Raw genomic sequence first — 22,908 nt, 5'->3', positions numbered from 1 at the left:
ATGCGCCGGAGCTTGGATGGACGGTCGCCAGGCGCCGGTGTGGGGGCAGAGGGTCAGGCAGCCAGGCGCGGGGGGCCGGAGACGAGAGAGCGACGCTTACCTTGTGTCGCTCAAGGTGCACTGCTAGCTTCGGACGTCTCTGGCATGGCGAAAACCTTCGAGAAGGCCGTCACCGGCTTCAACCACAACATCAAGCACAAGGGGAAGGTCTACCACGTCCAGACCGAGGACTCGGGGGTCAACAATCCCCACATCATCACCCACTTGTTCGTGGGTGGTAACATCCTCGCCTCGAAGAAGACGTCGTACGCCGACATCCTCAACGCCGAGAACCTCGCCGAGGTCGTCCGTGAGTTGATGGAGGAGCAGCACAAGGAGATGCTGCGCAACCTCATCAACGGCGTGTACGACAGCTTCGAGGCCGGCGCCTCACGGCACTATCAGCCGGGCCAGTTGGCCACCGACGAGCCCGCTCCGGTCAAGCAGCAGGCTCCCGCCACCAAACCGCCTCCGCCGCCCGCCGCGTCCCAGCTTCCTCCGGAAGTCGCCGCCGCCCGCGCCATGAAGGTCCAGCCCAAGATCAACGAGGTGGGCGTGGAGACCTTGTTCGGCGAGGACCTCATCTCCGAGAAAAGCTTGGATGAGGTGATCCTCAGCTACCTGGCTGGCGAGGGCGAGCAGTCCTGATCGCGTGAGCGCCGCCCCGGGCCTCCAGGGCTCCGGCGCGGACGCTCCATTCAGGCCGTACGAGCCGGACCCGGCTCAGTTCGCGGACAGGGTCCGCAGCGCCTCGGCCGCCATGTCGATCGTGTAGTCGATCTGCTCAGGCGTGTGAGCCGCGGTGATGAAGTTCACGTCGCGGCGCAGCAGGACGCCCCGGCGCGCCATGGCGCCCTGGAACGGCTGCATGCGCTTGGCGTGCTCCGCCGGATCCTTGGCGAAGCGGAAGAAGGGGATGGCGTCGTAGCCGATCACCCGGAGCGAGGAGCCGGCCAGCTCGGCCTTGGCGTTGATGCCCTCGCGCAGCCGCCGGCCCATGTTGGCGATGTGCTCGATGCAGGGACGCTCGCGGTACTCCTTGAGCACGGCCTCGCACACCGCCAGGGTCAGCAGCTCCCCGCCGAACGTCGTCGACACCTGCAGATCATTGAGCTTGCTCAGGTGCTTCGTCGGCCCGGCCACCGCCGACAGCGGCATGCCCGAGGCGAGCGCCTTGGAGAGGCACACGAAGTCGGCCTTCACGCCGTAGAACTCCTGCACGCCTCCGAGCGCCAGGCGGAAGCCCGTCACCACCTCGTCCAGCACGAACAGCACCTCGTGGGCGGTGCAGGTCTCGCGCACCTTCTGCAGGAACTCGCGCGTCAGGGAGCGGTTGTAGGGCACCGAGAGCAGCACCAGCGCGAGCTGCTTGCCGTTCTGCTCGATGGCGGTGAGCAGCGCCGCCTCGTCCGGCTCGGTGAAGAGCGGCATGCGCGTCGTGAGCGAGGCCAGAGCGGCGGGGATTCCCGGTGTGTCGAACATGAAGTGATCGTGCCAGCCGTTGTAGCCCACCGTGATGATGCGCTCCTTCTTGGTGATGTAGCGCGCCAGCCGCACCGCGGCCGACGTCGCGTCAGCACCCGTCTTGAAGAAGCGCGCCATCTCCGCGCCGGGGATGAGATCGATCAGCGTCTTCGCGGCGGTGACCTCGACGGGCGTGGGCAGGGAGTGGATGACGCCTCCCTCGATGTTCTGGCGGAGGGTGTCCACGATGGCCGGGTGCTGATGGCCGAGCATGGTGGCTCCCAGCCCGGAGATGTAATCGATGTACTGCTGGCCATCGACGTCCTCCACCAGCGCGCCCTGGCCGCGCGCCAGGAAGACCGGGAAGGAACCGGGGGAGAACATCTCCGGCCGCTTCATGAGCGACTGGGTGGCACCCGGGACCAGCCGCTGCGCCTCGGCGAACAGGCGGTTCGAGTTCTCCAGCTTCATCTCGCCCTGGATGGGGCGGGGCAACGACGGGTGTCTCTTGGCAGGCATGTCCATGGGGTTCCTCGGGATTGCAAACAGCGGTTCACGACAAGGGATGGGCGAGCCCTGAGAGCGGCTCGCCCGGGAAGGACTCAAGTAGGTGCGGCGCTCAGCGAGGCGGTGCGCCTGCTCAGCGTCCACAGGATGCCGAGCGCGCAGGCCGACATGGCCACCGCGACCCAGCCCACGACATCGAAGCCGCTCAGGGCTCCGTTCGGCGCCGCCGTGATCATCAGTCCGCTGACCCAGGCCCCGAGCCCGGAGGCGCCATCACTGGCCGCCATGTTGACCGCGAGGTAGCGCCCTCGCAGCGCGGGCGGCACGCGGGAGGAGACCAGGGCCATGGTGGGAATGGCTCGGCCGGAGGTCAGCGCCATGAACAGCGCGAAGGCCGCAATCACCACCGGGAGCGGCGAGACGGGCAGGTGCGTGAACAGGAGGTGCGGGACCATGGTGCCAACCAGCAGCGACGCGAGCACCAGCGCCGGACCATGGCGATCGGTCAGCTGGCCAATCCCGCGCGCGCTGAAGAACGTGGCCACACCGCCGAACAGGTAGACCCAGGGCAGCTCGCCGAGGCGCAGGCCCAGATTGCCCACCATGAAGGTACCCAGGTACGGAATCAGCAGGAAGCTGGCGAACACCACGCTGAAGGTCAGCACCCAACCCAGCGCCAGATGGCGCGTCCACACCGACGCGAGGGAGTCCTGACGGACCGCGTCCCGTGACTCGGTGAGGTGCCGGTTGATGGGTGGCAGGATTCGCAGCAGCAGGAGCCACACCCCCGCCGCGAGCGAGCAGATGGCCCAGAAGGGGGAACGCCAGCCCCAAGCGGTGGCGAGCCCCAGCCCCAGCGGCACGCCCGCCACGGCCGAGAGCCCATGCGACGCCAACACCGTGCCGATGGCGCGGCCCCGGCGCTCGGGCGGAACCATGTCTCCGATGATGGCCATGACGACCGCACTCGCCAGGCCGGCACAGGCTCCCGCGAGGGTTCTCGCCAGCAGCAGCCACAGGTAGCCCTGCGCCACGCCGCACGCGAACGTGGCGGCGATGAACCCGGCATAGAGCATCAGCAGTGTGCGCTTGCGATCGAACCGATCCAGCCAGAAGACGCCCAGCACCCCCATGGTCGCGGAGGCCAACGTGTACGCGGACACCAGCGCGCCGAACTGCGCCGCCGAGATGCCGAACAGCCGGATGAACTCCGGGCCCAGCGGCATCACGATCATGAAGTCCAACAGGTGCGTGAACTGCACGGCGGCCAGCAGCCACAGCATCTGTTGCTCTTGCCTGGGCAAGGAAGGAGCGGTCACGAAAGGGTCCAGAGAGGAGGTGGATGAAGAAGAGAGAGCCCGCTCCCAGGTAGGGGGCTGGGAGCGGACTCGGGTGGGGCTGCGTGCCCCGGTACTAGCGCAGCTGCAGGAAGGAGAAGGTGAGGCCCTGCGTGCTGGCCGTCACCTTGCCGCTCTTGTCCGTCAGCTCGCGCAGGTTCGCCGACGACGAGTCGCTGGCGAAGTCGGTGAAGAGGGTCCGGTCATCCGCCTGGAAGAGGAAGGTGCTGCCCGTGCTGGCCGGGAGCGTGTCGACCGGAGTGGCCGCGAACGTGCTGAGGTTCAGCTGCGACCACTTCCACGCCGGGGCGCTCGCCACCGTACGCGGGTGGGTGTCCGCGGTGATCGTGAACTTGCTCTCATCGTAGACGCGCACGTAGGCCGTCCCGCTCGGACCCGCGACGATCGAACCGACAGTGCCGCCATTCGCGAACGAGGAGAGCGCCTTGTAGAAGGTCTGATCGTAGGTGAGCGTCTTCGGGTTGAACCGCAGCAGGCACGGCTCCGGCGAGTCGTTCCCCTTCACCCGCCGCACCGCCGCGCCGTACGCCTCCGTGGCCAGGTAGATCATCCCATCGGGGCCGGCGACTCCATCGCGCACGTAGCCACAGCGCTCATCCTTCACGACCGTCGCCGAGTCGTTCGTCGTGTTGATGACGACGACGCCCGCCACCTTGGTGATGCCCACCGTCGGCGGAGGCGGACGCCAGCCCGCCGGCATGATGAGCAGGTTGTCCTGGCGGATCGGCATCCCCGAGAACGACAGGCCCGCCCCCTGGATGACGAGGTCGCTCATGCTGGTGCTCCCCGTGACGGTCATGTCCTTGGGATTCCAGATGATGAGCTGCGCGGTGCGCGTGTCGAAGTAATAGGCCTTGGTCTCGGAGATGAACTGGAATTGGCCCTGGTACTCTCCAATCGACGCCACGCCCTTGCCCTCGAAGCTCACCGTGGAGCCCTTCTCCAGCTGGCCCGCGCTGTTGAGCGTGTAGCGGGTGACCGTGGGAGACTCACTCCCGGCGACGTAGATGGCTCCCGACTTCGGAACGCCCACGCCGAGCGCACGGCCCGGCAGCTCGATCGCGTTGGCCAGCGACAGCTGCTGGGGCTGGTCCACCGAGTCCATCACGACGAGGTAGCTCTGGGGGGTGTCGGTGCTGAGGCCCACCTGCGTCGTGAGGGCGTAGAGCGGCTTGTCCTCGGGAGTGGGATCGGGGTCTTCGGTGTCGTCACCGCAGCCTGCGAAGAGCGGGAGGGCCAGCGCCATGGCGGCGAGGCGCAGGGAGCGACGGGGGATGGACAGCTTCATGCGAGATGCCTTTCTGCGTTCTGAGGGTTGCTTCGTGTTGCGGGGTGCTGCTGTTGCGTGACTCTGGGGTTACTCGAGGTCCACCACGAACTTGGCGAAGACGCTTCGTCCGGGACGCTGGATGCCGAAGAAGTCATAGGCGCTCGCGTCGGTGAGGTTCTGCACGTCGATCGTCCAACTCATCGTGTTGGAGGTGTCGCGGATGACGTAGGTCAGCGCGGCCGAGTGCAGGAACTGGGAAGGAATCTGCTGCTTGCTGTCCTGTTGCCCGAGCTTCTCCCAACCCCGGAAGAACTCGTGGACGTAGCGCGAGTGCCACGTCAGCGAGAGCTCGTCCTGTGAGCGCAGCACGTTGCCCAGCTGGAAGCGGGCGCTGAGGTTGCCCAGCAGATACGGGCGATTCGGGATGCGCTGTCCCTCGAAGACCCCGAAGGATCCCTGGTCGGAGATGCTGCGGAAGTCCTGCCAGGTGGCGTTGCCGTCGAGGGCGACGTACTGCCCGGGGGAGGTCCACCCGACCGAGCCGGTGACGCCGAGCGAGCGGGCCTTGAAGACGTTCTGGTACGTGAAGAAGTTCTCCTGGCCGATGAGGATGATGAGCTGGTCCGCGAGGCGCCCGAACCCCGTCACGCTGGCCCGCAGCGCACCGGCACGCGTCTGACGCGTATCGAGCGCCAACCCCAGGTTGAGGTTGTGGCTGCGCTCGGGTTCCAGCTCGAGGTTGTCGCCGACGAGGATGCCGTCACCGAAGATCTCGTCCGGACGCGGCAGGCGCGCAGCCCACTCGTAGGAGGCCTTGGCCAGGAGCGTGTCCGAGAGGCGAAGCCGGAGGCCGTCGCCCACTCCGAAGCCGTGCGTGTTCCGGTCGCGCGGCGCGAACACTCCGGTGGGCAGGAGCTTGTCCGAGCGCGCCATCTGCACGTAGTCCTTGAGGAAGGAGATGTTCTCCAGACGGCCCTCGAGGGCGTCGAGCTCGTACTCGACACCGCTGACCAGTGAGAACACGTTCCGCTCTCCTTGGAGCGGGTCCGTCTCCTGACGGGCGCGCAGCTGCCGATCCTCGCCGGTCCGGCCCACGAACGTGGGCGCGAGCGAGAAACGCAGCTCATGGTTGGTGGCGAGCCCCCACTCCAGGTTGAGCCGCGCGAAGCCCGTGTGCTGCCCGACGATGCGGTCGACGGCGCGAAAATCGATCTCACCCGGCTGCGGGAGCTGGATGACGCAGCGGCCGTACCAGTCGTAGTCACAATCGCCGAGATCCGTGAAGCTCGTCCGGCGGTAGGTGTACCCGGCTACCATGTCCGCCGAGAGGTCCTGCGAGAAGCGCTGCTCGAAGCGCAGGGTGGCGCCGCCGGAGCGCTCGCTGGATTCCACCTCTCCGTAGACCGACTCCATGGTGATGTCGTGCTGGATGTCCTGGTCGCGGGCGCTCACGAACGCACGCAGGAGCAGGCGCCTGGCCCAGGGCTGGTCCACGAAACCCGTCTCCACGCCCAGCCCCGCGGCACGGAACGCGTCGTGGAAGCGGGGCAGGCGCATGGGCTGGACCCGTCCCTGCGAGTCCGCGACCATCACGTCGACGGGGTAGTTGTTCTTGGCGGAGTCGACGAAGCCATTGGCTCGGACCAGCAGACCCTTGCTGTCCACGAGGTGCCGGACTCCTCCCGTGAGGCGATGCGTCTCGAAGGAGCCGAGCTCATAGGACGCGGTGGCGGCCGTCCCATGAATCTGCTGATCCGTCACGAGCTGGACGGCTCCGCCCAGAGCGTCGGCGCCGAAGCGGATGGGCACCACACCCTGGAACGTCTCGACCCGCTCGATGAGGTTCACCGGGACGTTGACGAGGCTGGAGCCGAAGCCCGCCAGTTCGAGCGGCACGCCATCCAGGAAGAAGCGAACCTGCTCATCCGTGAGCCCGGCGAGCGAGAAGCGCGCACGGCTGCCGAGCCCTCCCGCACGGCTCACGGTCACGCCTTCGCTTCGGGCCAGGGCCTCGCCCATGTCCGCGGCCTCGCGCTGCACACGCTCGGTCTCGAGCACTTGCACGGCCTCGGCGGACTGGCGCCGGCGCTGCACTTCGGACGTGCCTTGAGCGGTGACCTCGATGGGCGTCTCGGTGGGCGTGCTCGGAGTGGTCTGGGTGGGGGGCGCAGCGGGCGGAGGTTCCGGCGCTGCCGGTGGAGGCTCTGGCTCGGGAGGAGCCGGGGGCGGAGGCAGCCGGAACTCGTAGAGGTAGACGATGCGCGAGGGCATCGGCGCCCCGTTGCGCTTCGCCGGATCGAAGAGGAAGCGCAGCGCCGCGTCCCGAGCCGCCTCGTCGAACCCATGCCCCACGGGCTCGATGACTTCGGCTTCGGTGACGTGGCCCTCGGCATCCAGGGTGAGGCGAAGCTTTACCTTGGCATCGAGACGCTCGCGCGCCGCCTCCTCCGGGTACGGAGCTTCGACGAACTCGCGCAGCTTCGGCGGCTCGAGTTGCGGTGCGGCGGTGGCCTCGGACTCCTGCGCGGGCTGCGCATGGGCCAGGCTCGACACGCAGAGCCAGGCCAGCACGGCCGTGAGGGTTGTGGTTGCTCCCAGACTCATGCCGCTCGGGCCCGGGGTGCGCGGAGCGTGTGGAGCTTCTCGGCCAGCAGGAACGCGAGCTGCAACGCCTGATTCGCGTTCAGCCGAGGATCGCAGTGGGTGTGGTAGCGGCTGGAGAGATCATCCTCGGTCACCGCCTGCGCGCCTCCCAGGCACTCCGTGACGTTCTGGCCGGTCATCTCCAGGTGGACGCCTCCGGGGTGGACTCCCTCGGCACTGGCGACCTCCATGAAGGTCTTCACCTCCGACAGGATGCGGTCGAAGGGCCGGGTCTTGTAGCCGTTGCTCGCCTTCAGCGTGTTGCCGTGCATCGGATCGCTCGACCACACGACGGCGCGGCCACCGCGCCGGGTAGCAGCCATCAGCCGGGGCAGGCAGTCCGCGGCCTTGTCCGCTCCGAAGCGGCCGATGAGCGTCAGTCGCCCCGGACGGTTCTGGGGATTCAGCGCGTCGATGATCCGCAGCAGATCGTCCGGCTCCATCGTCGGCCCGCACTTGAGGCCAATGGGGTTCTGGATGCCGCGCATGAACTCCACGTGGCCGCCATCGAGCTGGCGCGTCCGCTCGCCGATCCACAGCATGTGGGCGGACGTGTCGTACCAGTCGCCCGTGGGACCCTCGCGACGGGTCATCGCCTCTTCGACGTTCAGCAGCAGCGCCTCGTGGCTGGTGAAGAAGTCCACCTGGTGCAGGGTCTTCTTCTGCTCGGGCGTGACGCAGAGGGCGGTCAGGAAGCTCAGGGACTCGAAGATCTGATCCGCCAGCTTGCGGTAGCGGTCGCCCTCCGGGCTGCCCGCGACGAAGTCGAGCGTCCACCGGTGCAGGTTGCAGAGGTCCGCGTAGCCACCCAGGGCGAAATTGCGCAGCAGTCCCAGCGTCGCCGAGGACTGGTGGTACGCCTTGAGGAGCCGCTTCGGGTCGGGCATGCGCTCGGCCGGGTTGAACTCCATGCCGTTGATGATGTCGCCGCGATAGGCGGGCAGGGTCACCCCGTTCACGGTCTCGAGGGAGCTGGTGCGCGGCTTGGCGAACTGCCCGGCGATGCGGCCGACCTTCACCACCGGCCGCCCTCCCGAGAATGTCAACACCACCGCCATCTGGAGGATCAGCCGGAAGGTGTCCCGGATGTTGTCGCTGGTGAACTCCTTGAAGCTCTCCGCGCAGTCACCGCCCTGCAGCAGGAAGGCCTTCCCGTCGGCCACCTCGGCGAGTGCCGCGGTCAGTCGACGGGTTTCGTCCGCGAACACCAGCGGGGGCAGGCGCGACAGCTCGGACTCGGTGTGCGCGAGCGCGAGCGGATCCGGATAGTCGTCCGGCATGTGTTTGACGGGCATGGCCCGCCAAGAGCGAGGAGTCCAGTCTCGGTTCATCACAGGAGGCCGTTTCAAGGTGAGAGAGAGGAATCGTCCCGTGCGTCCTTCCGGGCGCGGGGGGAGGGTGGCAGGAGCCCCTGCTCCACGCAGGAGTCCAGGTAGCGGTACATAAGCGAGCGATCCGTCCGAGGACAGGAGATACCGCTGCCTTCCAGCCCCTGGAGCACGCGCTCGCAGCGGATGGAGCCCAGGCCGAGGGGTGGCTCCGATGCGCCCGCGCGCAGATCGAAGAAGGCCAGCGTGGCGGTGCTGTCGGCGCCTCCAGCACGAGCCTCGACGCGCGCGCGCCATTCCGGCACCGGGCAGAGGTCGACCGGGTAGCCGTAGTCACGGACCCAGCCGAACACGTCGCTCAGCTGGACCTCGGGCGTGGGCGCGAGGTTGAACACGGCGCCGGGCCGAGGCTCCAGCGAGAGCCGGACCAGCGCCCGCGCCACGAAGTCCACGGGCGTCCAGGCCTCGCCCACCGCGAGCTGCGGCAGCGCACCCGCCGGGACTCCCGCGAGCACGATGCGCCACACCAGATCCTGCGTGTTGATGGAGCCGCGTCCGGGCACGCTGACCACGCGGCCCAACCGGTAGACCGCCGCTGGCAGCCCGCGCTCGGCGGCTTGCTGGACCAGCCTCTCCGCCACCCACTTGCTCTGCTGATAGCCATCGGCGAGCCCCGGGTGCGGCGGCACGAAGGCCTCGGGGACCTCGGGGCTCAGGTTCAAGGGTGGGGCGACTGCCAGCGTCGAGACGTAGTGCAGGGGCTTGGAGCGCACGGCCGCAGCCATGCGCAGCAGCTCGCGTGTGCTGCGCACGTTGACGGCCTGCAGGCTGCCGTACTCGCGCACGAGGCTGACGACGGCGGCGTTGTGGTAGATGGCGTCGCACTCGGCGGCCAGGGCGTGGAAGCGCGCGGAGCCGAGTCCCAGCCACTGCTGGGCCAGATCCGCCGGCAGCGCGAGCACCCGATCCAATCCCGACGTAGGCAGGTGCTGGGCCACCAGGGACTCGCGGATCCGGTTCAGGGCCTGCGCCTCATCCTGGGCCCGCACCAGGCAGACGATCCGTGCGTCGGTCTGCCGCAGGAGCTGATCGAGCAGGTGCGCGCCGACGAAGCCCGTGGCACCGGTCAGCAAAACCTGTCGCAGCGAGGTCTGGCCACCGGCCGGGGCGGGAACGATGTCCGCGGGCAGCTCGGCATCCGCGAGCATGGCCGGGGTGAGGCCCCCGTTCACCGCGTGGCTCTTCGCTCCTCCCTGCTCCAAGGCCTGGGCGAGCGCGGCGGCGGTCGGGTAGCGGAACACCGTGGCGACAGGCACCTCGCGCCCGAGCGCGACGCTGAGCCGGTTGGCCACCTGGATGGTCTGCAGCGACTGGCCGCCCAGCTCGAAGAAGTCATCCTGCGCCGACGTGGCGCTCACGCCCAGGACCTGCTCCCACACCTGCAGGACCACGCGCTCGAGTTCGGTGGCGGCGGCAATCGCGGAGGACTCATCGGTGGGCAGCGCGCGGCGCAGCGCGTTGCGGTCGAGCTTCCCCGTGGGCGTCCGGGGCAGTTGCTCGGAGAACACGAAGATTCCCGGCACCATCGGAGCCGGCAGCTTCGCCAGCAGGGCGCGGCGCAGCTCCGCGGCCGCTGGAGGCGGGGACTCGGCGACGAGGTGCGCGCACAACCGTCGCACGCCTCCGGGGAGCACCTGGCCGATCACCACAGCCTCGCGCACTCCAGGGAGCGAGAGCAGCACGCTCTCGACCTCGGCGGGATCGATCCGGTGCCCGCTGATCTTGAACTCGTCATCCACGCGGCCGACGAACACGAGTTCGCCGTCCTCGCGCAGCTTGACCTTGTCTCCCGTGCGGTATGCCCGTGGGCGGCCCGGGAGCGAATCGACGGCGACGAAGCGGGCCGCGTCGACCTCGGGGCGCCTCCAGTAGCCGCGCGCCAGGCCTCCGCCCATCAGGTACAGCTCGCCTTCGGCGCCCGGCGTCGCGGGCTGCCCCTGGCTGTCCATGATCGCCGCACTCACACCGGGGAGGGGGCGGCCGATTGGGACCTCTTCGCTGGCCCTGGGATGCGCGCTGCCATTGAGCGTGGCGGCAGTGGCCACCACGGTGGCCTCGGTGGGGCCGTAGGTGTTGAGCAGGAGCACCTCGGGGGCGACCGTGGCGCGCCAGCGTGCAACACGCTCGGGCAGCGCAGCCTCTCCGCCGATGATCACCAGACGGATGGAGGGCGGCAGGCGAGCCGCATCCGTTGAGATGCTGTAGGCCAGCTCGTGCCAGAACGCCGTGGGCAGATCCAACACTGTGATGCCGTGCTCGGCGCAGGCGCTCAGCAGCCGAGGCACCGACTGGAGCATCTCCTCGGTGCGCAGCACCAGCGTCCCGCCGATGCACAGCGTCAGGAAGATCTCCTCCACGCTGGCGTCGAAGTGGAGCGGCGCGAACTGCAGCACGCGATCGCCGCAGCTCATGTTGTAGCGCCAGGTGGCTCCGGCCACGAAGTGCGCCAGCGCGCCGTGGTGGATCTGCACGCCGTTGGGCTGGCCCGTCGAGCCCGAGGTGTAGATGACGTAGGCCAGGTGCTCGTCGGTGGCTCTGGAGGCGTGAGGCACGGGGCGCGAGGGTGACTCCGCGGTCGCGAGCCGCGGATTCCTGCGCACGGTCAGCTTCCCTGGAGCCGACGGGCTGGTACTGGCGGCCTCGGTCGTGATGATGAGCTCAGGCCTGGCATCCTCGAGGATGGCGTCTGTCCGGGTGGACGGGCCCTGTGGATCGAGGGGCAGGTAGCCAGCTCCGGAGATCAGCACACCCAGGCTCGCGACGATGGCGTCGATGCTCCGTGGCACCATCACCGCCACGGGGCTGTCCGGCTGGACACCCGCGGCGGCCAGTTGGTCCGCCACGGCCCGTGCGGCCTGGAGCAGCTCGCGGTAGCTCAGCCGATGCGTGCCATGCTCGACCGCGATGGCGTTGGGATGCTCCTGAACGCGCTCGGCGATCAGCTCCAGCACCGGACGCGAGGGCGCGGGGAGCGGTCCTCCATCAATGATGACTGCGGGATGCTGGGCGGGGGATTTCGCGGTGCCTTGCTCGTGACGAAGCGCCGAGCGGGGCTCGCGAACCACAGCATCCAAGAGTTGCAGGAAGTCGCGCTGGTGGGCGTCCAGCTCTTCAGCGCTGTAGCAGGCCGGGTTGGCATCGAAGTCAACCCGCAGCCCGTTGCCGCCCGATCTGGCGTACAGCCCGATCGAGAGATCCTCGACCGGTCCCGCGGAGAGGTTGTGCGCGGTGGCGGGCACTCCAGCGAAGCTCAGGCCGTAGTCGAACGGCATGACGTTGACCACAGGGCCAAACAGCCGGCGTGACCCACCCACCAGTTGGAGGTCTCGACGGAGTTGCTCGTAGCGGTAGCGCAGGTGAGGGCGCGCGGCGCGCAGTTCCAGGGCCACCTGCCGGGCCACTTCCAGGAACTCGCCACCGGCAGGCACCTGCACGCGCAGCGGGACGATGTTCATCGCCATGCATGGCACTCGCAGCGCGGCCGAGCCGAGCCGGGACATCACGGGCATGCCGATCACCGCCTCGGTGGCGCCGGTCCGCTGGTGCAGATAGGCCGCCGTGGCAGCGAACACGAGGTCCGGCCAGCTCAGGCCCGCCTGGCGCGAGGTCGCCTCCAACCGCCCGAGATCCCCCGGGGAGAGGAAGCGCGTCTGGCGCACGAAGCGAGAGGACATCGGCGCCGGAGTGGCCAGGCCCACGGGAACGGGCCGGTCGGCCAGCCTCTCCGTCCAGAACTCCCGGTCGCGCCGGAACTGGTCCCCGGCCCGGTAGGCGACGTCCTCGTCCAGCACGGCTTTCAGGGAGCCAAAGCCCCCCGTGGCGGGACGGCCCGTCACCTTCGAGGTGTAGAGCTCCGCCACGCGCCGGGCCAACAGCGAGAAGCCAAAGCCATCCATCGCGATGTGGTGGACGCGCTGGTACCAGAAGAAGCGATCCGGCGCGGCCTTGAAGAAGGCCTGCGCGAAGAGAGGCCCACGGCTGAGATCCACCGTGCGGGTCAGGTCGTCCTGCATCCAGGCCTGTGCCACTTCCCACGGGTCGGTCGCGTCGCTCAGGTCGGCGGTGTGCAGCATCCAGTCCGGCTGCGTCCCGAGCAACTGCACGGGCGCATCCCCATCGGCCACGAAGCGGGCATGTAATGCCTCGGCTTCGGCGATGGTCTGTCGCAGTGCCGCCTCGAAGAGCTCCGGGACGACAGCCCCGTGGAACTCGATGCACTCGGCGGCGTTGTAGACGGGGCTCTGGAGATCGAGCTGCTGGCCCAGCCAGATTCCGTGCTGGGCCGCGGACAGCGGACACCGGACATCCTGTGCGTCGCGCATGACGAGCTGTTCCCTAGGACTGGGGAAGCGCGCTCGAGGACAGCAGCGCGTACCACTCGGTGAGAGTCGGGCGTTCGGCGAGCTGGACGAAGCCGACATCGGAGCCTTGGCTCCGCCAGCGCTCGACCAGGCTCATGATGCGGATCGAGTCGAGTCCCTTCTCGAGCAGGTTGTCATCGTCCCCCAGCGAGGAGACGGGCTGGAGCAACACCTCGGCAACATCCGCGCGCACCTGCTGGAGACTCAAGGACTTCTTGGCCCCGGAGCGCAGCTCCTCCATCACCCGCTGCGTGGTGGTGGTGACGGCGCACAGCTGCGATGCGTACTTCAGCGCCAGGTGGTGGTGATCCAGGGAGAAGTCACCCAGCGCATCGGCGACGAAGAAGGGCTGCACGTCGTCCATGAAGGCGTCGCTGGCCGTCTGCAGGCAGCCGATGTGCGCGTAGATGCCGGTGATGATGAGCTGGTCGCGGTTGCGCTCGCGCAGGAGATCCCTCAGCCCCGTCTTGCGGAGCGCGCTGTAGCGCCACTTGGTGAGGAGGATGTCGTCCTTGGCGGGCGCCAGGTCCTCGATGATCTGCTTCTGGTACGGTCCCGCGTTGATGCCCGGGCCCCAGAAGTCTTGCAGCAGTCCTCGCTGCTCGGGCGTCTGCCCTCCCGGCTGGGCCGAGTAGATGACCGGGATGCCCAGCGCGGCGCACTGCTGCCGCAGTTGGCGGATGTGGGCCACCAGCTCCTTCACAGGAGACTGGCCCGCGGAGAAGGCCTCCACGAAGTAGCGCTGCATGTCGTGGATCAACAGCGCCGCACGGCGCGGCTCGATCGTCCAGGAGACCTTGTTCTTCGGAAGGTCAGCCGGGCCGGGCATGGGGTAGGGGGCGATGGTGGGCAGTGCCATGGGGATGGCTCCTTTCAGCTCACGGAGGGAGAGGTGGGGGTTCGGGTGGGACGGGTGAGCGTCTCGCGCAGCGCCTTCTTGCTGACCTTGCCGACTCCGGTCTGCGGGAAGGACTCGACGAACTCGACCCGGTCCGGGATCTTGTAAGCAGCCAGGCCGCGCTCACGCAGGAACGCGGTCAGCGCCGTGGCGGGAGGCGGTACTTCACGGGGGATGACGAAGGCGCACGAGCGCTCGCCGAGGAACGGATCCGGCATGGAGACAACCGCCGCGTCACGGACGGCAGGGTGCGCCAGCAGGTGGTTCTCCACCTCTTCGGCCGCCACCTTCTCGCCGCCGCGGTTGATCAGATCCTTCGCGCGCCCCTCGACGACCACGTAGCCCTCGGGCGTCAGCCGCACCAGATCGCCCGTGCAGTAGAACCCGTCAGCCGTGAAGGAGCGCGCATTGGCGGACTCGGCCTTGTAGTAGCCGCGGATGGTGTAGGGCCCTCGCGTCAGCAGCTGGCCCGTCTCGCCGGGAGCGACTTCATTGCCGTCCTCGTCGACGACCCGCAGCTCGTCCGCAGGAGAGATCGGCCGGCCCTGCGTGGAGACGACGAGCTCCTCGGGATCGTCCAGCCGGGTGTAGTTCACCAACCCCTCGGCCATTCCGTAGACCTGCTGCAGCGTGCACCCGAGCATCGGACGCACCCGCTGGGCCGCCTCGTTGCTCAGCCGGGCCCCGCCGACTTGCAGGACGCGCAGGCTCGACAGATCGTGGCGCCGGGCCTTGGCGGCCTCCAGCCAGATGAGCGCCAGCGGAGGCACCAGCGCGGTGATCGTGACGCGCTCGCGCTCGATGAGCGGGAACGCCACATCCGGGCTCGGGTGCAGCGCCATCACCGCCGTGCCTCCGGCGTAGAAGGTGCCGAGCGCCCCCGGCGAGCTGAGCGGGAAGTTGTGCGCGGCCGGCAGCGCGCACAGGTACACGCTCGACTCATCCAACTGGCAGATCTCGATGCTGCCCCTCAGGCTGTAGATGTAGTCGTCGTGCGTGCGCGGGATGAGCTTGGGGACGCCGGTGCTCCCGCCCGACAACTGGAAGAACGCCACATCGCTGGGACGGGGCTCCGGCAGCTCCACAGGCGTGGCGTACAGCTGGCTCAGCGGAGTGAACGGCCCGGCATCACCGGCGACGATCACGTGCTTCAGCGTGGGAACCGCGGCGTGGACCTGCGTGGCCAGCGTGCGGTAGTCGAAGCCCGAGTGCTTGTCCGCGATGATGTACGCGACCGCCTCGGTGTACGAGCAGAAGGAGCTGATCTCCGCGCTGCGATGCGCTGGCAGCGCGAACACCGGGAGCGCCCCCAGCCGGAACAGCGCGAAGCACACCTCGTAGAAGCAGCCGAGGTTGGGCAGCTGGATCACCACCCTGTCTCGCGGCTGGATGCCCAAGGCCTTGAACCCGGCGGCCAACTGGTCGGCTCGCGCGTCGAGCTCGCGGTACGTCCAGCGCTGGTCCCCGGCGACGACCGCGGTGCGGTCTCCGTGGCGCCGCGCCCGCTCGCGCAACATCTGCCCGAACGTCTCGCCTTGCCAATAGCCGGCCTCCCGGTAACGCGCGGCGAACTCCTCCGGCCAGGGCGTGCAGCCCGGCAGCAGGTCCGCCTCCTGTGAAGGAGCGGAGAGGCTCACGGTTGCACCTCGGCACCCTGGCCCAGCCCCATCGCCTGCAGCATGGTGCGGAACTTCGCCTCGGTCTCCGCCAGCTCGGACTCCGGCTTCGAGCCCACCACGATGCCTGCTCCCGCGAACAGCCGCAGCGACGTCTCATCCGCCTCCGCGCAGCGGATCGTCACCGCCCACTGCCCATCGCCGCTCGCGTCGCACCAACCCACCGTGCCCGTGTAGAAGCCGCGGTCGAAGGGCTCGATGCTGTCGATCGCCGCGTGGGCCAGCTCCGTCGGGTAGCCGCACACCGCCGGAGTGGGGTGCATCGCCACGGCCAGCATCAGCGAGGAGATGGACGGATCCGCCAGCTCTCCGGTGATCCGGCTCGACAGGTGCCACAGCGTCGGCGTGCTCACCAGCGACGGCCGGGCCGGCACATCCAGCACCTTGCAGAAGGGACGCAGCGCCTCGGCCACCGCCTCGATCACCACCGCGTGCTCGTGGAGATCCTTGGGCGAGGACAGCAGCTTCTCCGCCCGCTCCTGGTCCTCGATGGGGTCGGCGCTGCGCGGCGTCGTGCCCGCCAGGGGATTGGCCAGCACCTGCAGGCCCGAGCGCGACACCAGCAGCTCCGGGCTCGCGCCGATGAGCGTGCGCTGACGAGAGCCCGTGGCGTCCGAGCGCGGGGGCAGGTCCGCCGCGAACGTGTAGCCCGCCGGGTTGCGCTGGGCCAGGTTGCGCAGCAGTTGAGGCAGGTTGATGGGCGTGGCCGCGCTCAGGTGCAGCGAGCGCGACAGCACCACCTTGCGCAGCGGGCCGCTCTGCATCAACTGCAGCGCCTGCGCCACGCCGTTCAGGTACTCCTCGGGCCGGGGCTCGGGCCGGACCGTGAAGCGCGCCGCTGGCGGAATGTACGTGGCCCCTGCCGAGCCGAACTCCAGCGGGCCCGCGCGCTGGATCGTCATCGGGACGACGAGCGAGGCGGGGACGCTGCCGTCGAAGGGCACCGCGCCCACGGCGACGGGGATGTCATGCGACGCCTCCCGCGCCTCCTGGAGCACCGCCGCCACACGCCCGGGCAGCTGCTGCAGAGCGTCCGCGCCCGTGGAGCTCGGCACCGTGGCGAACGTGCCCCGCGCCAGCAGGGTCCGCCGCGGCGAAGCGAAGAAGAAGGATGAACCGGCCTCGTAGCTCTCGAGCAGCTGGGTGGCGAGCGCCTGCGGCGCCAGGGAGTGTGCGTTCATCTCAGTCATCCTTGATGTTGAAAATGAAAGTCGTTCTCAAGATGCGGGCACGGTGAGGTTCGCGCCTGAGTGGGGAAGGAGGAGTGGCTGGAGAAGGGGGCTAGGCGCCCAGGGTGGCTCCGCCGTCGACCCGGAGATCGTGCATGGTGATGTGGCGGGCTCGATCCGAGACGAGGAAGGATACCGCGTTGGCGATGTCGGCGGGCGTGGCGATCCGGCGCAGGGGGATGCCCAGGCGGAACGTCTCCAGCGAGCCGGCGATCACCGCCTGAGCGCCGTTCTCGTCCTTCCACAGGCCCCGCTGCATGGCCGTGTCCGTCGAGCCGGGAGACACCACGTTGCAGCGGATGTTGTGCGGGGCCAGCTCCAGCCCCAGGCACTGGGTGAACATGGTGGAGGCGGCCTTGGAGGAGGCATAGGCGGCCATGTGCATGCGCGGCACGCTGGCGGCGTTGGAGCTCACGGTGACGATGACGCCGGCCTGGCGCGGCACCATGCGCCGGGCCACCGCGCGGGAGACATGGAACACCCCGTGGGTGTTGACCGCGAAGGTGGTGTTCCAGTCCTCGTCGCTGAGCGAGAGGGCCGGGCCCACCCGCAGGATGCCCGCGACGTTCACCAGGATGCCGATGGGGCCCAGCTCGTGCTCGACGGCCTCCACCGTGCGCTCGACAGCGGCGACGTCACGTACATCGGTCGGAAAAGCGGCGGCGCGACCCCCGTTCGCGCGCAGCTCCTTCACCAGCCCGGACAGGCCCTCCGCCTGCGCGTCGATCGCGGCAATGGCAGCCTCGCCAGCCAGAGCCCGGGCGACTGCCGCGCCAATGCCCTGTGCCGCGCCGGTCACCAGAGCGACCCTGGGGGTCGTTCCCATTACAGCCCTCCCTCGGCCTGAAACCCGGATTCACCGTTTATGCGAATGCTTTTCATTATCGTTATCGGAAGCCGGGGCGCATCAGTTGCCATACTCACAGTGCTCCTGTCAAGCAGACGGGGCGTTTTGCCCCAGTGGACGGGTGGAGGGTGAGGGAGGGGAGGAGGGTCCGCCGTGGAGTGGAGCGATCGCCCACTTGGGTCCACAATCACGCCGCCGATGATCCAGATGTTTCATGTGTACAAGGCCTACCCGGGCGATCCGCCCGTGCTCTCGGACATCAACCTGCATGTCGAGAAGGGGGAGTTCGTCTTCCTTACGGGTCCGTCGGGCGCGGGGAAGACGACGCTGCTGAAGCTGCTCTTCTGTGGCGAGAAGGCCACGAAGGGGCAGATCCTCGTGGGCGGGCGCAACATCGCGCGCATCCGCGAGTCGGCGGTGCCCTACCTGCGGCGCAACATCGGGGTGGTGTTCCAGGACTTCAAGCTGCTGCCCCAGCGCACGGTGGAGGACAACGTGGCCTTCACCCTGGATGTGCTGGGAGTGCCCCGGGCCGAGGCGCGCGAGAAGGTGAACCGCATGCTCAAGCTGGTGGGGCTGGAGCACAAGGCGAGCTCGTACCCGCTGCGCCTCTCGGGTGGAGAGCAGCAGCGCGTGGTGATTGCGCGGGCGCTCGTGAATGATCCGACCATCCTCCTGGCCGACGAGCCCACCGGCAACCTGGATCCGGCGCTTACGGTGGAGATCATGGACCTGCTCAACCAGGTCAACATCCGCGGCACCACGGTGATGGTGGCCACGCACGACAGCACGCTGCTGGCGCGCTACCAGAAGCGCACGGTGCGGCTGGAGCGCGGGTTCATCGTCTCGGACGAGGATGGCGTCAAGGCGGCGCGGCGGATGGCGGTATGAGCGCGCTGGCCAAGGTCTCCTACTTCTGGCGCTCGGCGGCGGGAGGCCTGAAGCACTCGCCGTTCGTGCACTTCATCGCCATCACGACGATTGCCATCGCGCTGTTCGCCGCGGGGCTGGCGCGCACCGCGGGCCGGGCGCTGGACGGGTTGCTGGCCTCGCTCGGCGGAGAGGTGGAGGTGACGGTGTACCTGGCGCCGGAGCTGTCTCCGAACCAGGTGGAGGCGCTGCGCACGCAGCTGGAGTCCATCAGCGGCGGGCACGCCGTGCTCGTGAGGCCTGACGAGGCGCTCAAGCGGCTGGCTCATGAGCTGGGCGATCTCGGCGACGCGCTCTCGCAGCTCCCGGAGAACCCGTTGCCGCCTTCGCTGGAGTTGACGGTAGCGCCGGAGAGACGCACCCCGGAGCTGCTCGAGGGGTTGTCGCGGCAGGTGCAGACGATGAAGGGCGTCACCGGCGTGGACTATGGCCGCGAGGCGGTGGAGCGGTTGACGGCGATTGCCCGCGCGCTGCGGTTCGGTGGGCTGGTGGCCTTCGCGGTGGTGCTCTTCGCCACCATCATCATCGTGTCCGCCACGCTCCAGCTCGCCATCTACGCTCGGCGCGAGGAGATCGAGATTCAAAAGCTCGTGGGCGCGACGGATCGCTTCGTGAAGGCGCCCTTCCTCATCGAGGGCCTGCTGCAGGGCATGCTGGGCGCGCTGGTGGCGCTGGCGGGGCTGTGGACGTTCGGGCGGCTGGTGGGGCCTACACTGACGTCCCTCTTTTCGTTCCTGCTGGGGCCCACGTCTTCCGAGCCGCTGGTGCGGCCCGCGCTGGCGCTAGAGCTGGTGGTGGCCGGCAGCGTGCTCGGGCTGGTGGGCAGCTTCATCGCCGTGGGGCGCTTCCTGAGGGTATGAGCCGCACGGTCCTCCTCACGCTGCTGCTGGTTGCCACCACCGCGCTCGCTCAGGACGAGGCGGTGGAGCGGGCCGCCGTGCGCGAGCAGCTCGCCACGCAGCGCACGGCCCTGGCGCTCATCGAGTCCAAGAAAGTGTCCGTCCTGGAGGGGCTGGAGCTGCTGGAGCAGATCTCCGCCTTCTCCCGCAAGCGCGTGCAGGTGGTGGAGAAGGACCTGGCCGTCTTCCGCAAGCGCGTGGCCGCCGCCGAGAAGGAAGAGGCCGTCGCGCGCATGGTGCTCCAGCAGCAGCTTCGCCGGCTCACGCCTCGGATGCGCGCCCTGTACCGGCTGACGCGCCGCCAGCCCCTGGAGGTGTTGCTCACCTCCGAGGACTTCTCCTCGCTCGTGTGGCGCGCTCGCACGCTGGAGGCGACGATGAAGAGCGATCTCGAGCTGCTGCGCGCCGTGCAGCAGGTGGCGCGGCTCGAGCACCAGGCCCTGCTGGAGCTGCGGCGCCTGCAGGGCTCGCTCGCTTCGCGCATGGCCTTTCTCAAGGAGCAGGTGAGCTTCGCCCAGCAGCAGCAGGCGGCCTTGAAGGACGTGGTGGCCACGCTCACGGGCGAGGCGGACCTGGTGAAGCGAACGCTGCGCGAGCTGGAGCAGGCGGACGCGGAGCTGACGCGCATGCTCGAGGACCTGAAGGAAGGGATGACCGCCACCGGGTTCCGCGCGCTCAAGGGCAAGCTGCCCTTTCCCACCCCGGGCGTCGTCGAGGTGGGGTTCGGCAAGGTGGTCAACCCGCTCTTCAACACCGTCACCGTGCAGAAGGGCGTGGACATCCGCGCCGCGGAGGGAGCCCCGGTGCATGCGGTGGCCGAGGGCAAGGTCGTCTTCGCCGGGTGGATGCGCGGCTACGGCAACCTGCTCATCCTGGACCATGGGAGCGGCTACCACTCGCTCATGGCGCACCTGTCCTCGGTGCTGCTCGAGGTGGGCGCGGAGGTTCAGGTGGGGGAGCAGATTGGCACCGTGGGAGACACGGGCTCGCTCAAGGGCGCCTACCTCTATTTCGAGATCCGCAAGGGCGGCCTGGCCGTGGATCCCGCGCCCTGGTTCGCCCGCGGCTCATGACTCGGTGCAAGAGGGATACGGGCCGGTTAGGTTAGGGCCCAGAAGCTGCTCAGGAGCGGGTGAACACCGTGGATCTGCTGGGAAATGTGCAGAAGGTGATGCGCCACGTGCTGGTGAAGCGGGGCGTGGAGTCCAAGGTGGTGACCGTGGCCGGGCAGTCCGTCCACATGTACGACTACCGAGGGCAGGGCCGTGGAGCTCCGGTGGTGCTGGTGCATGGCCTGGGAGGCTCGGCCAACGGCTTCGCCGGGCTGTTCCGCCGGCTGGGGAGCCGCTTCTCTCGCGTGATGGCGGTGGATCTCCCGGGCCACGGCTTCTCCGCGGCGTACTGCGGCGGTCCGGTGTGCGTGCGCGGCCAGTTCGATGTGCTGAGCGCCTGGTGCAAGCAGGAGGTGGGGGAGCCCGCCTTCGTGGTGGGCAACTCGCTGGGGGGCGCCATGGCGGTCAACCTCGCGGCCGAGCACCCCGAGTGCGTGAAGGCCCTGGCCCTGGTGGCCCCGGCCGGCGCCGCGCTGACGCCCGAGGCCACGGATGCGCTGCTCAATTCCTTTGATGTGCGCACGGCCTCCGAGGCCCGCGCGCTCACCCGGCGCCTCTTCCACAAGGCGCCGCTGCCGCTGATCCTCTTCGCCAACGAGATGAAGAAGTTCTACGGCTCTCCCACCGTGCAGGCGCTGGCGGCCGAGGCCAAGGCCACGCGCGCGAGTCTGGCTCCCGAGGCGCTGCGAGGCCTGAGCATGCCCGTGCTGCTCCTGTGGGGAGCAAGCGAGCGCCTGCTGCCCGCCGAGACGCTGGACTACTACCGGGCCCACCTGCCCCCGCACGCCGAGATTCACGTGGTGGAGGGCTTCGGGCACGTCCCCCAGGTGGAGCGGCCCGACGAGCTGGTGTCCCACCTGGTGCGCTTCGCCGACTCAGCGGGCCTCTAGGCTCGGGTGTAGACTGGTCCGGCCACCCGGGGAAAGGACACACCACGTGAACCGCCTGCTCCACTCGTGGCGTGTGGCTCTCGCGGCGGGCTTGCTGCTCGTCGCCGCCACCGCCCGCGCGGACCGCGAAGACGACACCTACAAGAGCCTGGAGGTGTTCGCTCGCGTCCTCTCGTACGTGGAGAACAACTACGTGGAGCCGGTGGACAGCCGCAGGCTCATGCACGGCGCCATCAAGGGCATGCTCGAGACGCTGGATCCGCACACCCTCTTCATGCCGCCCGAGATCTTCAAGGAGATGAAGATCGACACCTCCGGCGAGTTCGGAGGCCTGGGCGTCGAGATTGCTCGCAAGGGAGAGCGCATCGTCGTGGTGGCCGCCATCGACGACACGCCCGCGGCCCGCGCTGGCCTGCGCCCCGGGGACGAAATCCTCCGCATCGATGACGACAGCACGCAGGGGCAGGATCTCGCCTGGGCGCTCCAGAAGATGCGCGGCCCGGCGGGCAAGCGGGTGCTGCTCACCATCATGCGCGAGGGCTTCAGCGCTCCGCGCGAGCTGGCCATCATCCGAGACCACATCCGGATCGTCTCCGTGGAGGGTGCGCTCTACGGCGGCATCGGCTACGTGAAGGTGAAGAACTTCCAGGACCGCACGGACCTGTACCTGCGCAAGGAACTGGATCGGCTGCGCGGCCTCAACGGTGGCAAGGAATTGCGCGGGGTGGTGTTGGATCTGCGCAACAACCCGGGCGGCCTGCTGGATCAGGCCGTGGCCATCAGCGACCGCTTCCTGCCCGGCAACCTGCCCATTGTCAGCACGCGCGGGCGCAATGGCGCCAACGCCACCGAGGAGCGCAGCAAGGACCGGGACACCGAGCCCAACTACCCGCTGGTGGTGCTGGTGAACGCGGGGAGCGCCTCGGCCTCGGAGATTGTCGCGGGGGCGCTGCAGGACCACGGCCGCGCCGTCATCATGGGCTCGCAGACCTTTGGCAAGGGCAGCGTCCAGACGGTCATCGAGCTGGAGGATGGCTCGGGCCTGAAGCTGACCATCGCGCGCTATTACACTCCGAGTGGGCGCAGCATCCAGGAGCGCGGAATCACCCCGGACTTCCTCATCCCCGACGACGCGGGCGGCAAGCCCGGCCGCGAGACGCGAGAGAAGGACCTGGAGCGGCACTTCAAGGCGGAGCCCGTGGTGTCGACTTCCGAGCAGAACTCCAACTCGCGCACACTGCCAGCGAACCTGAAGCCCTGGGATGTGACGGCGAAGCTCAAGGATCCGCCGCTCAAGGTGGCCCTGGAATACATCAATACCCTTGCCGGGGCAGAGCCGGCCGTCCCCTCCCGAGCGGGGGCGACGGATCGGTAGTGTTTTCGCGGCTGGCTTTTCC

At 68.8% G+C, this 22,908-nt stretch carries 16 protein-coding genes; 6 read left to right on the top strand and 10 right to left on the bottom strand.

The genetic code is table 11. The features are described from left to right. The first annotated feature begins 144 nt into the window (after nucleotides 1-144). A complete protein-coding gene (locus tag KY501_RS29585; protein ID WP_224366832.1) occupies nucleotides 145-687 on the top strand; it encodes a RomY N-terminal domain-containing regulatory protein in 543 nt (180 codons plus the stop codon). A gap of 75 nt (nucleotides 688-762) precedes the next feature. Here the strand turns inward: KY501_RS29585 and mxcL are convergent, their stop codons facing one another. From mxcL to KY501_RS29535, 10 genes are all read right to left on the bottom strand, one after another. Continuing rightward, a complete protein-coding gene (gene mxcL / locus KY501_RS29580; protein ID WP_224366831.1) occupies nucleotides 763-2,028 on the bottom strand; it encodes a myxochelin B biosynthesis transaminase MxcL in 1,266 nt (421 codons plus the stop codon). 77 nt (nucleotides 2,029-2,105) lie between these two features. After that, complete coding sequence (gene mxcK, locus KY501_RS29575; protein ID WP_224366830.1) at nucleotides 2,106-3,329, bottom strand: myxochelin export MFS transporter MxcK; 1,224 nt, start codon at nucleotides 3,327-3,329, stop codon at nucleotides 2,106-2,108. A 94-nt stretch (nucleotides 3,330-3,423) separates the two neighbouring features. Beyond that, nucleotides 3,424-4,656: a DUF4374 domain-containing protein gene (locus KY501_RS29570; RefSeq protein WP_224366829.1), complete on the bottom strand. Its 1,233-nt coding sequence runs from the start codon at nucleotides 4,654-4,656 to the stop codon at nucleotides 3,424-3,426. A gap of 69 nt (nucleotides 4,657-4,725) precedes the next feature. Next, the gene (gene mxcH, locus KY501_RS29565) at nucleotides 4,726-7,242 is read right to left on the bottom strand and encodes a TonB-dependent siderophore myxochelin receptor MxcH (RefSeq protein WP_224366828.1); all 2,517 of its coding nucleotides are present in this window, start codon (nucleotides 7,240-7,242) and stop codon (nucleotides 4,726-4,728) included. Beyond that, nucleotides 7,239-8,615 carry a class II 3-deoxy-7-phosphoheptulonate synthase gene (locus KY501_RS29560; RefSeq protein ID WP_309243005.1) on the bottom strand — a complete coding sequence of 459 codons (1,377 nt, stop codon included), beginning with the start codon at nucleotides 8,613-8,615 and terminating at the stop codon, nucleotides 7,239-7,241. Before KY501_RS29560 ends, mxcH begins: the two co-directional genes overlap by 4 nt. An 11-nt stretch (nucleotides 8,616-8,626) precedes the next feature. After that, the gene (mxcG, locus tag KY501_RS29555; protein ID WP_224366826.1) at nucleotides 8,627-12,991 is read right to left on the bottom strand and encodes a myxochelin non-ribosomal peptide synthetase MxcG; all 4,365 of its coding nucleotides are present in this window, start codon (nucleotides 12,989-12,991) and stop codon (nucleotides 8,627-8,629) included. A 13-nt stretch (nucleotides 12,992-13,004) separates the two neighbouring features. After that, nucleotides 13,005-13,889, bottom strand: a complete 885-nt coding sequence (locus KY501_RS29550) for an isochorismatase family protein (RefSeq protein ID WP_224366825.1) — start codon at nucleotides 13,887-13,889, stop codon at nucleotides 13,005-13,007. Between the two features lie 14 nt (nucleotides 13,890-13,903). Beyond that, complete coding sequence (locus tag KY501_RS29545) at nucleotides 13,904-15,565, bottom strand: (2,3-dihydroxybenzoyl)adenylate synthase (protein ID WP_224366824.1); 1,662 nt, start codon at nucleotides 15,563-15,565, stop codon at nucleotides 13,904-13,906. Beyond that, complete coding sequence (gene dhbC, locus KY501_RS29540; RefSeq protein ID WP_224366823.1) at nucleotides 15,562-16,785, bottom strand: isochorismate synthase DhbC; 1,224 nt, start codon at nucleotides 16,783-16,785, stop codon at nucleotides 15,562-15,564. Before dhbC ends, KY501_RS29545 begins: the two co-directional genes overlap by 4 nt. A 100-nt stretch (nucleotides 16,786-16,885) precedes the next feature. Then, nucleotides 16,886-17,659 carry a 2,3-dihydro-2,3-dihydroxybenzoate dehydrogenase gene (locus KY501_RS29535; protein WP_224366822.1) on the bottom strand — a complete coding sequence of 258 codons (774 nt, stop codon included), beginning with the start codon at nucleotides 17,657-17,659 and terminating at the stop codon, nucleotides 16,886-16,888. Nucleotides 17,660-17,878: 219 nt separating this feature from the next. On the opposite strand from KY501_RS29535, the gene ftsE reads away from it, so the two are divergent. The 5 genes from ftsE (at nucleotide 17,879) to KY501_RS29510 (ending at nucleotide 22,886) form a co-directional block, all read left to right on the top strand. Then, a complete protein-coding gene (ftsE, locus tag KY501_RS29530; RefSeq protein ID WP_224366821.1) occupies nucleotides 17,879-18,571 on the top strand; it encodes a cell division ATP-binding protein FtsE in 693 nt (230 codons plus the stop codon). Continuing rightward, nucleotides 18,568-19,470, top strand: a complete 903-nt coding sequence (locus tag KY501_RS29525; protein WP_224366820.1) for a cell division protein FtsX — start codon at nucleotides 18,568-18,570, stop codon at nucleotides 19,468-19,470. The genes ftsE and KY501_RS29525 overlap by 4 nt, the downstream gene beginning before the upstream one ends. Further along, entirely contained in the window at nucleotides 19,467-20,582 is a 1,116-nt protein-coding gene (locus KY501_RS29520) for a murein hydrolase activator EnvC family protein (protein ID WP_224366819.1), read from the top strand. Before KY501_RS29525 ends, KY501_RS29520 begins: the two co-directional genes overlap by 4 nt. Before the next feature lie 68 nt (nucleotides 20,583-20,650). Then, on the top strand, nucleotides 20,651-21,511 hold the full coding sequence (locus KY501_RS29515; RefSeq protein WP_224367061.1) for an alpha/beta fold hydrolase: 861 nt from the start codon (nucleotides 20,651-20,653) through the stop codon (nucleotides 21,509-21,511). A 46-nt stretch (nucleotides 21,512-21,557) separates the two neighbouring features. Next, entirely contained in the window at nucleotides 21,558-22,886 is a 1,329-nt protein-coding gene (locus KY501_RS29510) for a S41 family peptidase (protein ID WP_373691653.1), read from the top strand. Nucleotides 22,887-22,908 lie beyond the last annotated feature (22 nt).

The organism is Hyalangium versicolor, from assembly GCF_020103695.1.
GTDB classification, from domain to species: domain Bacteria; phylum Myxococcota; class Myxococcia; order Myxococcales; family Myxococcaceae; genus Hyalangium; species Hyalangium versicolor.
The sequence above is the reverse complement of the archived record's forward strand: the minus strand, read 5'-3'. Positions and strand labels throughout refer to the sequence as shown.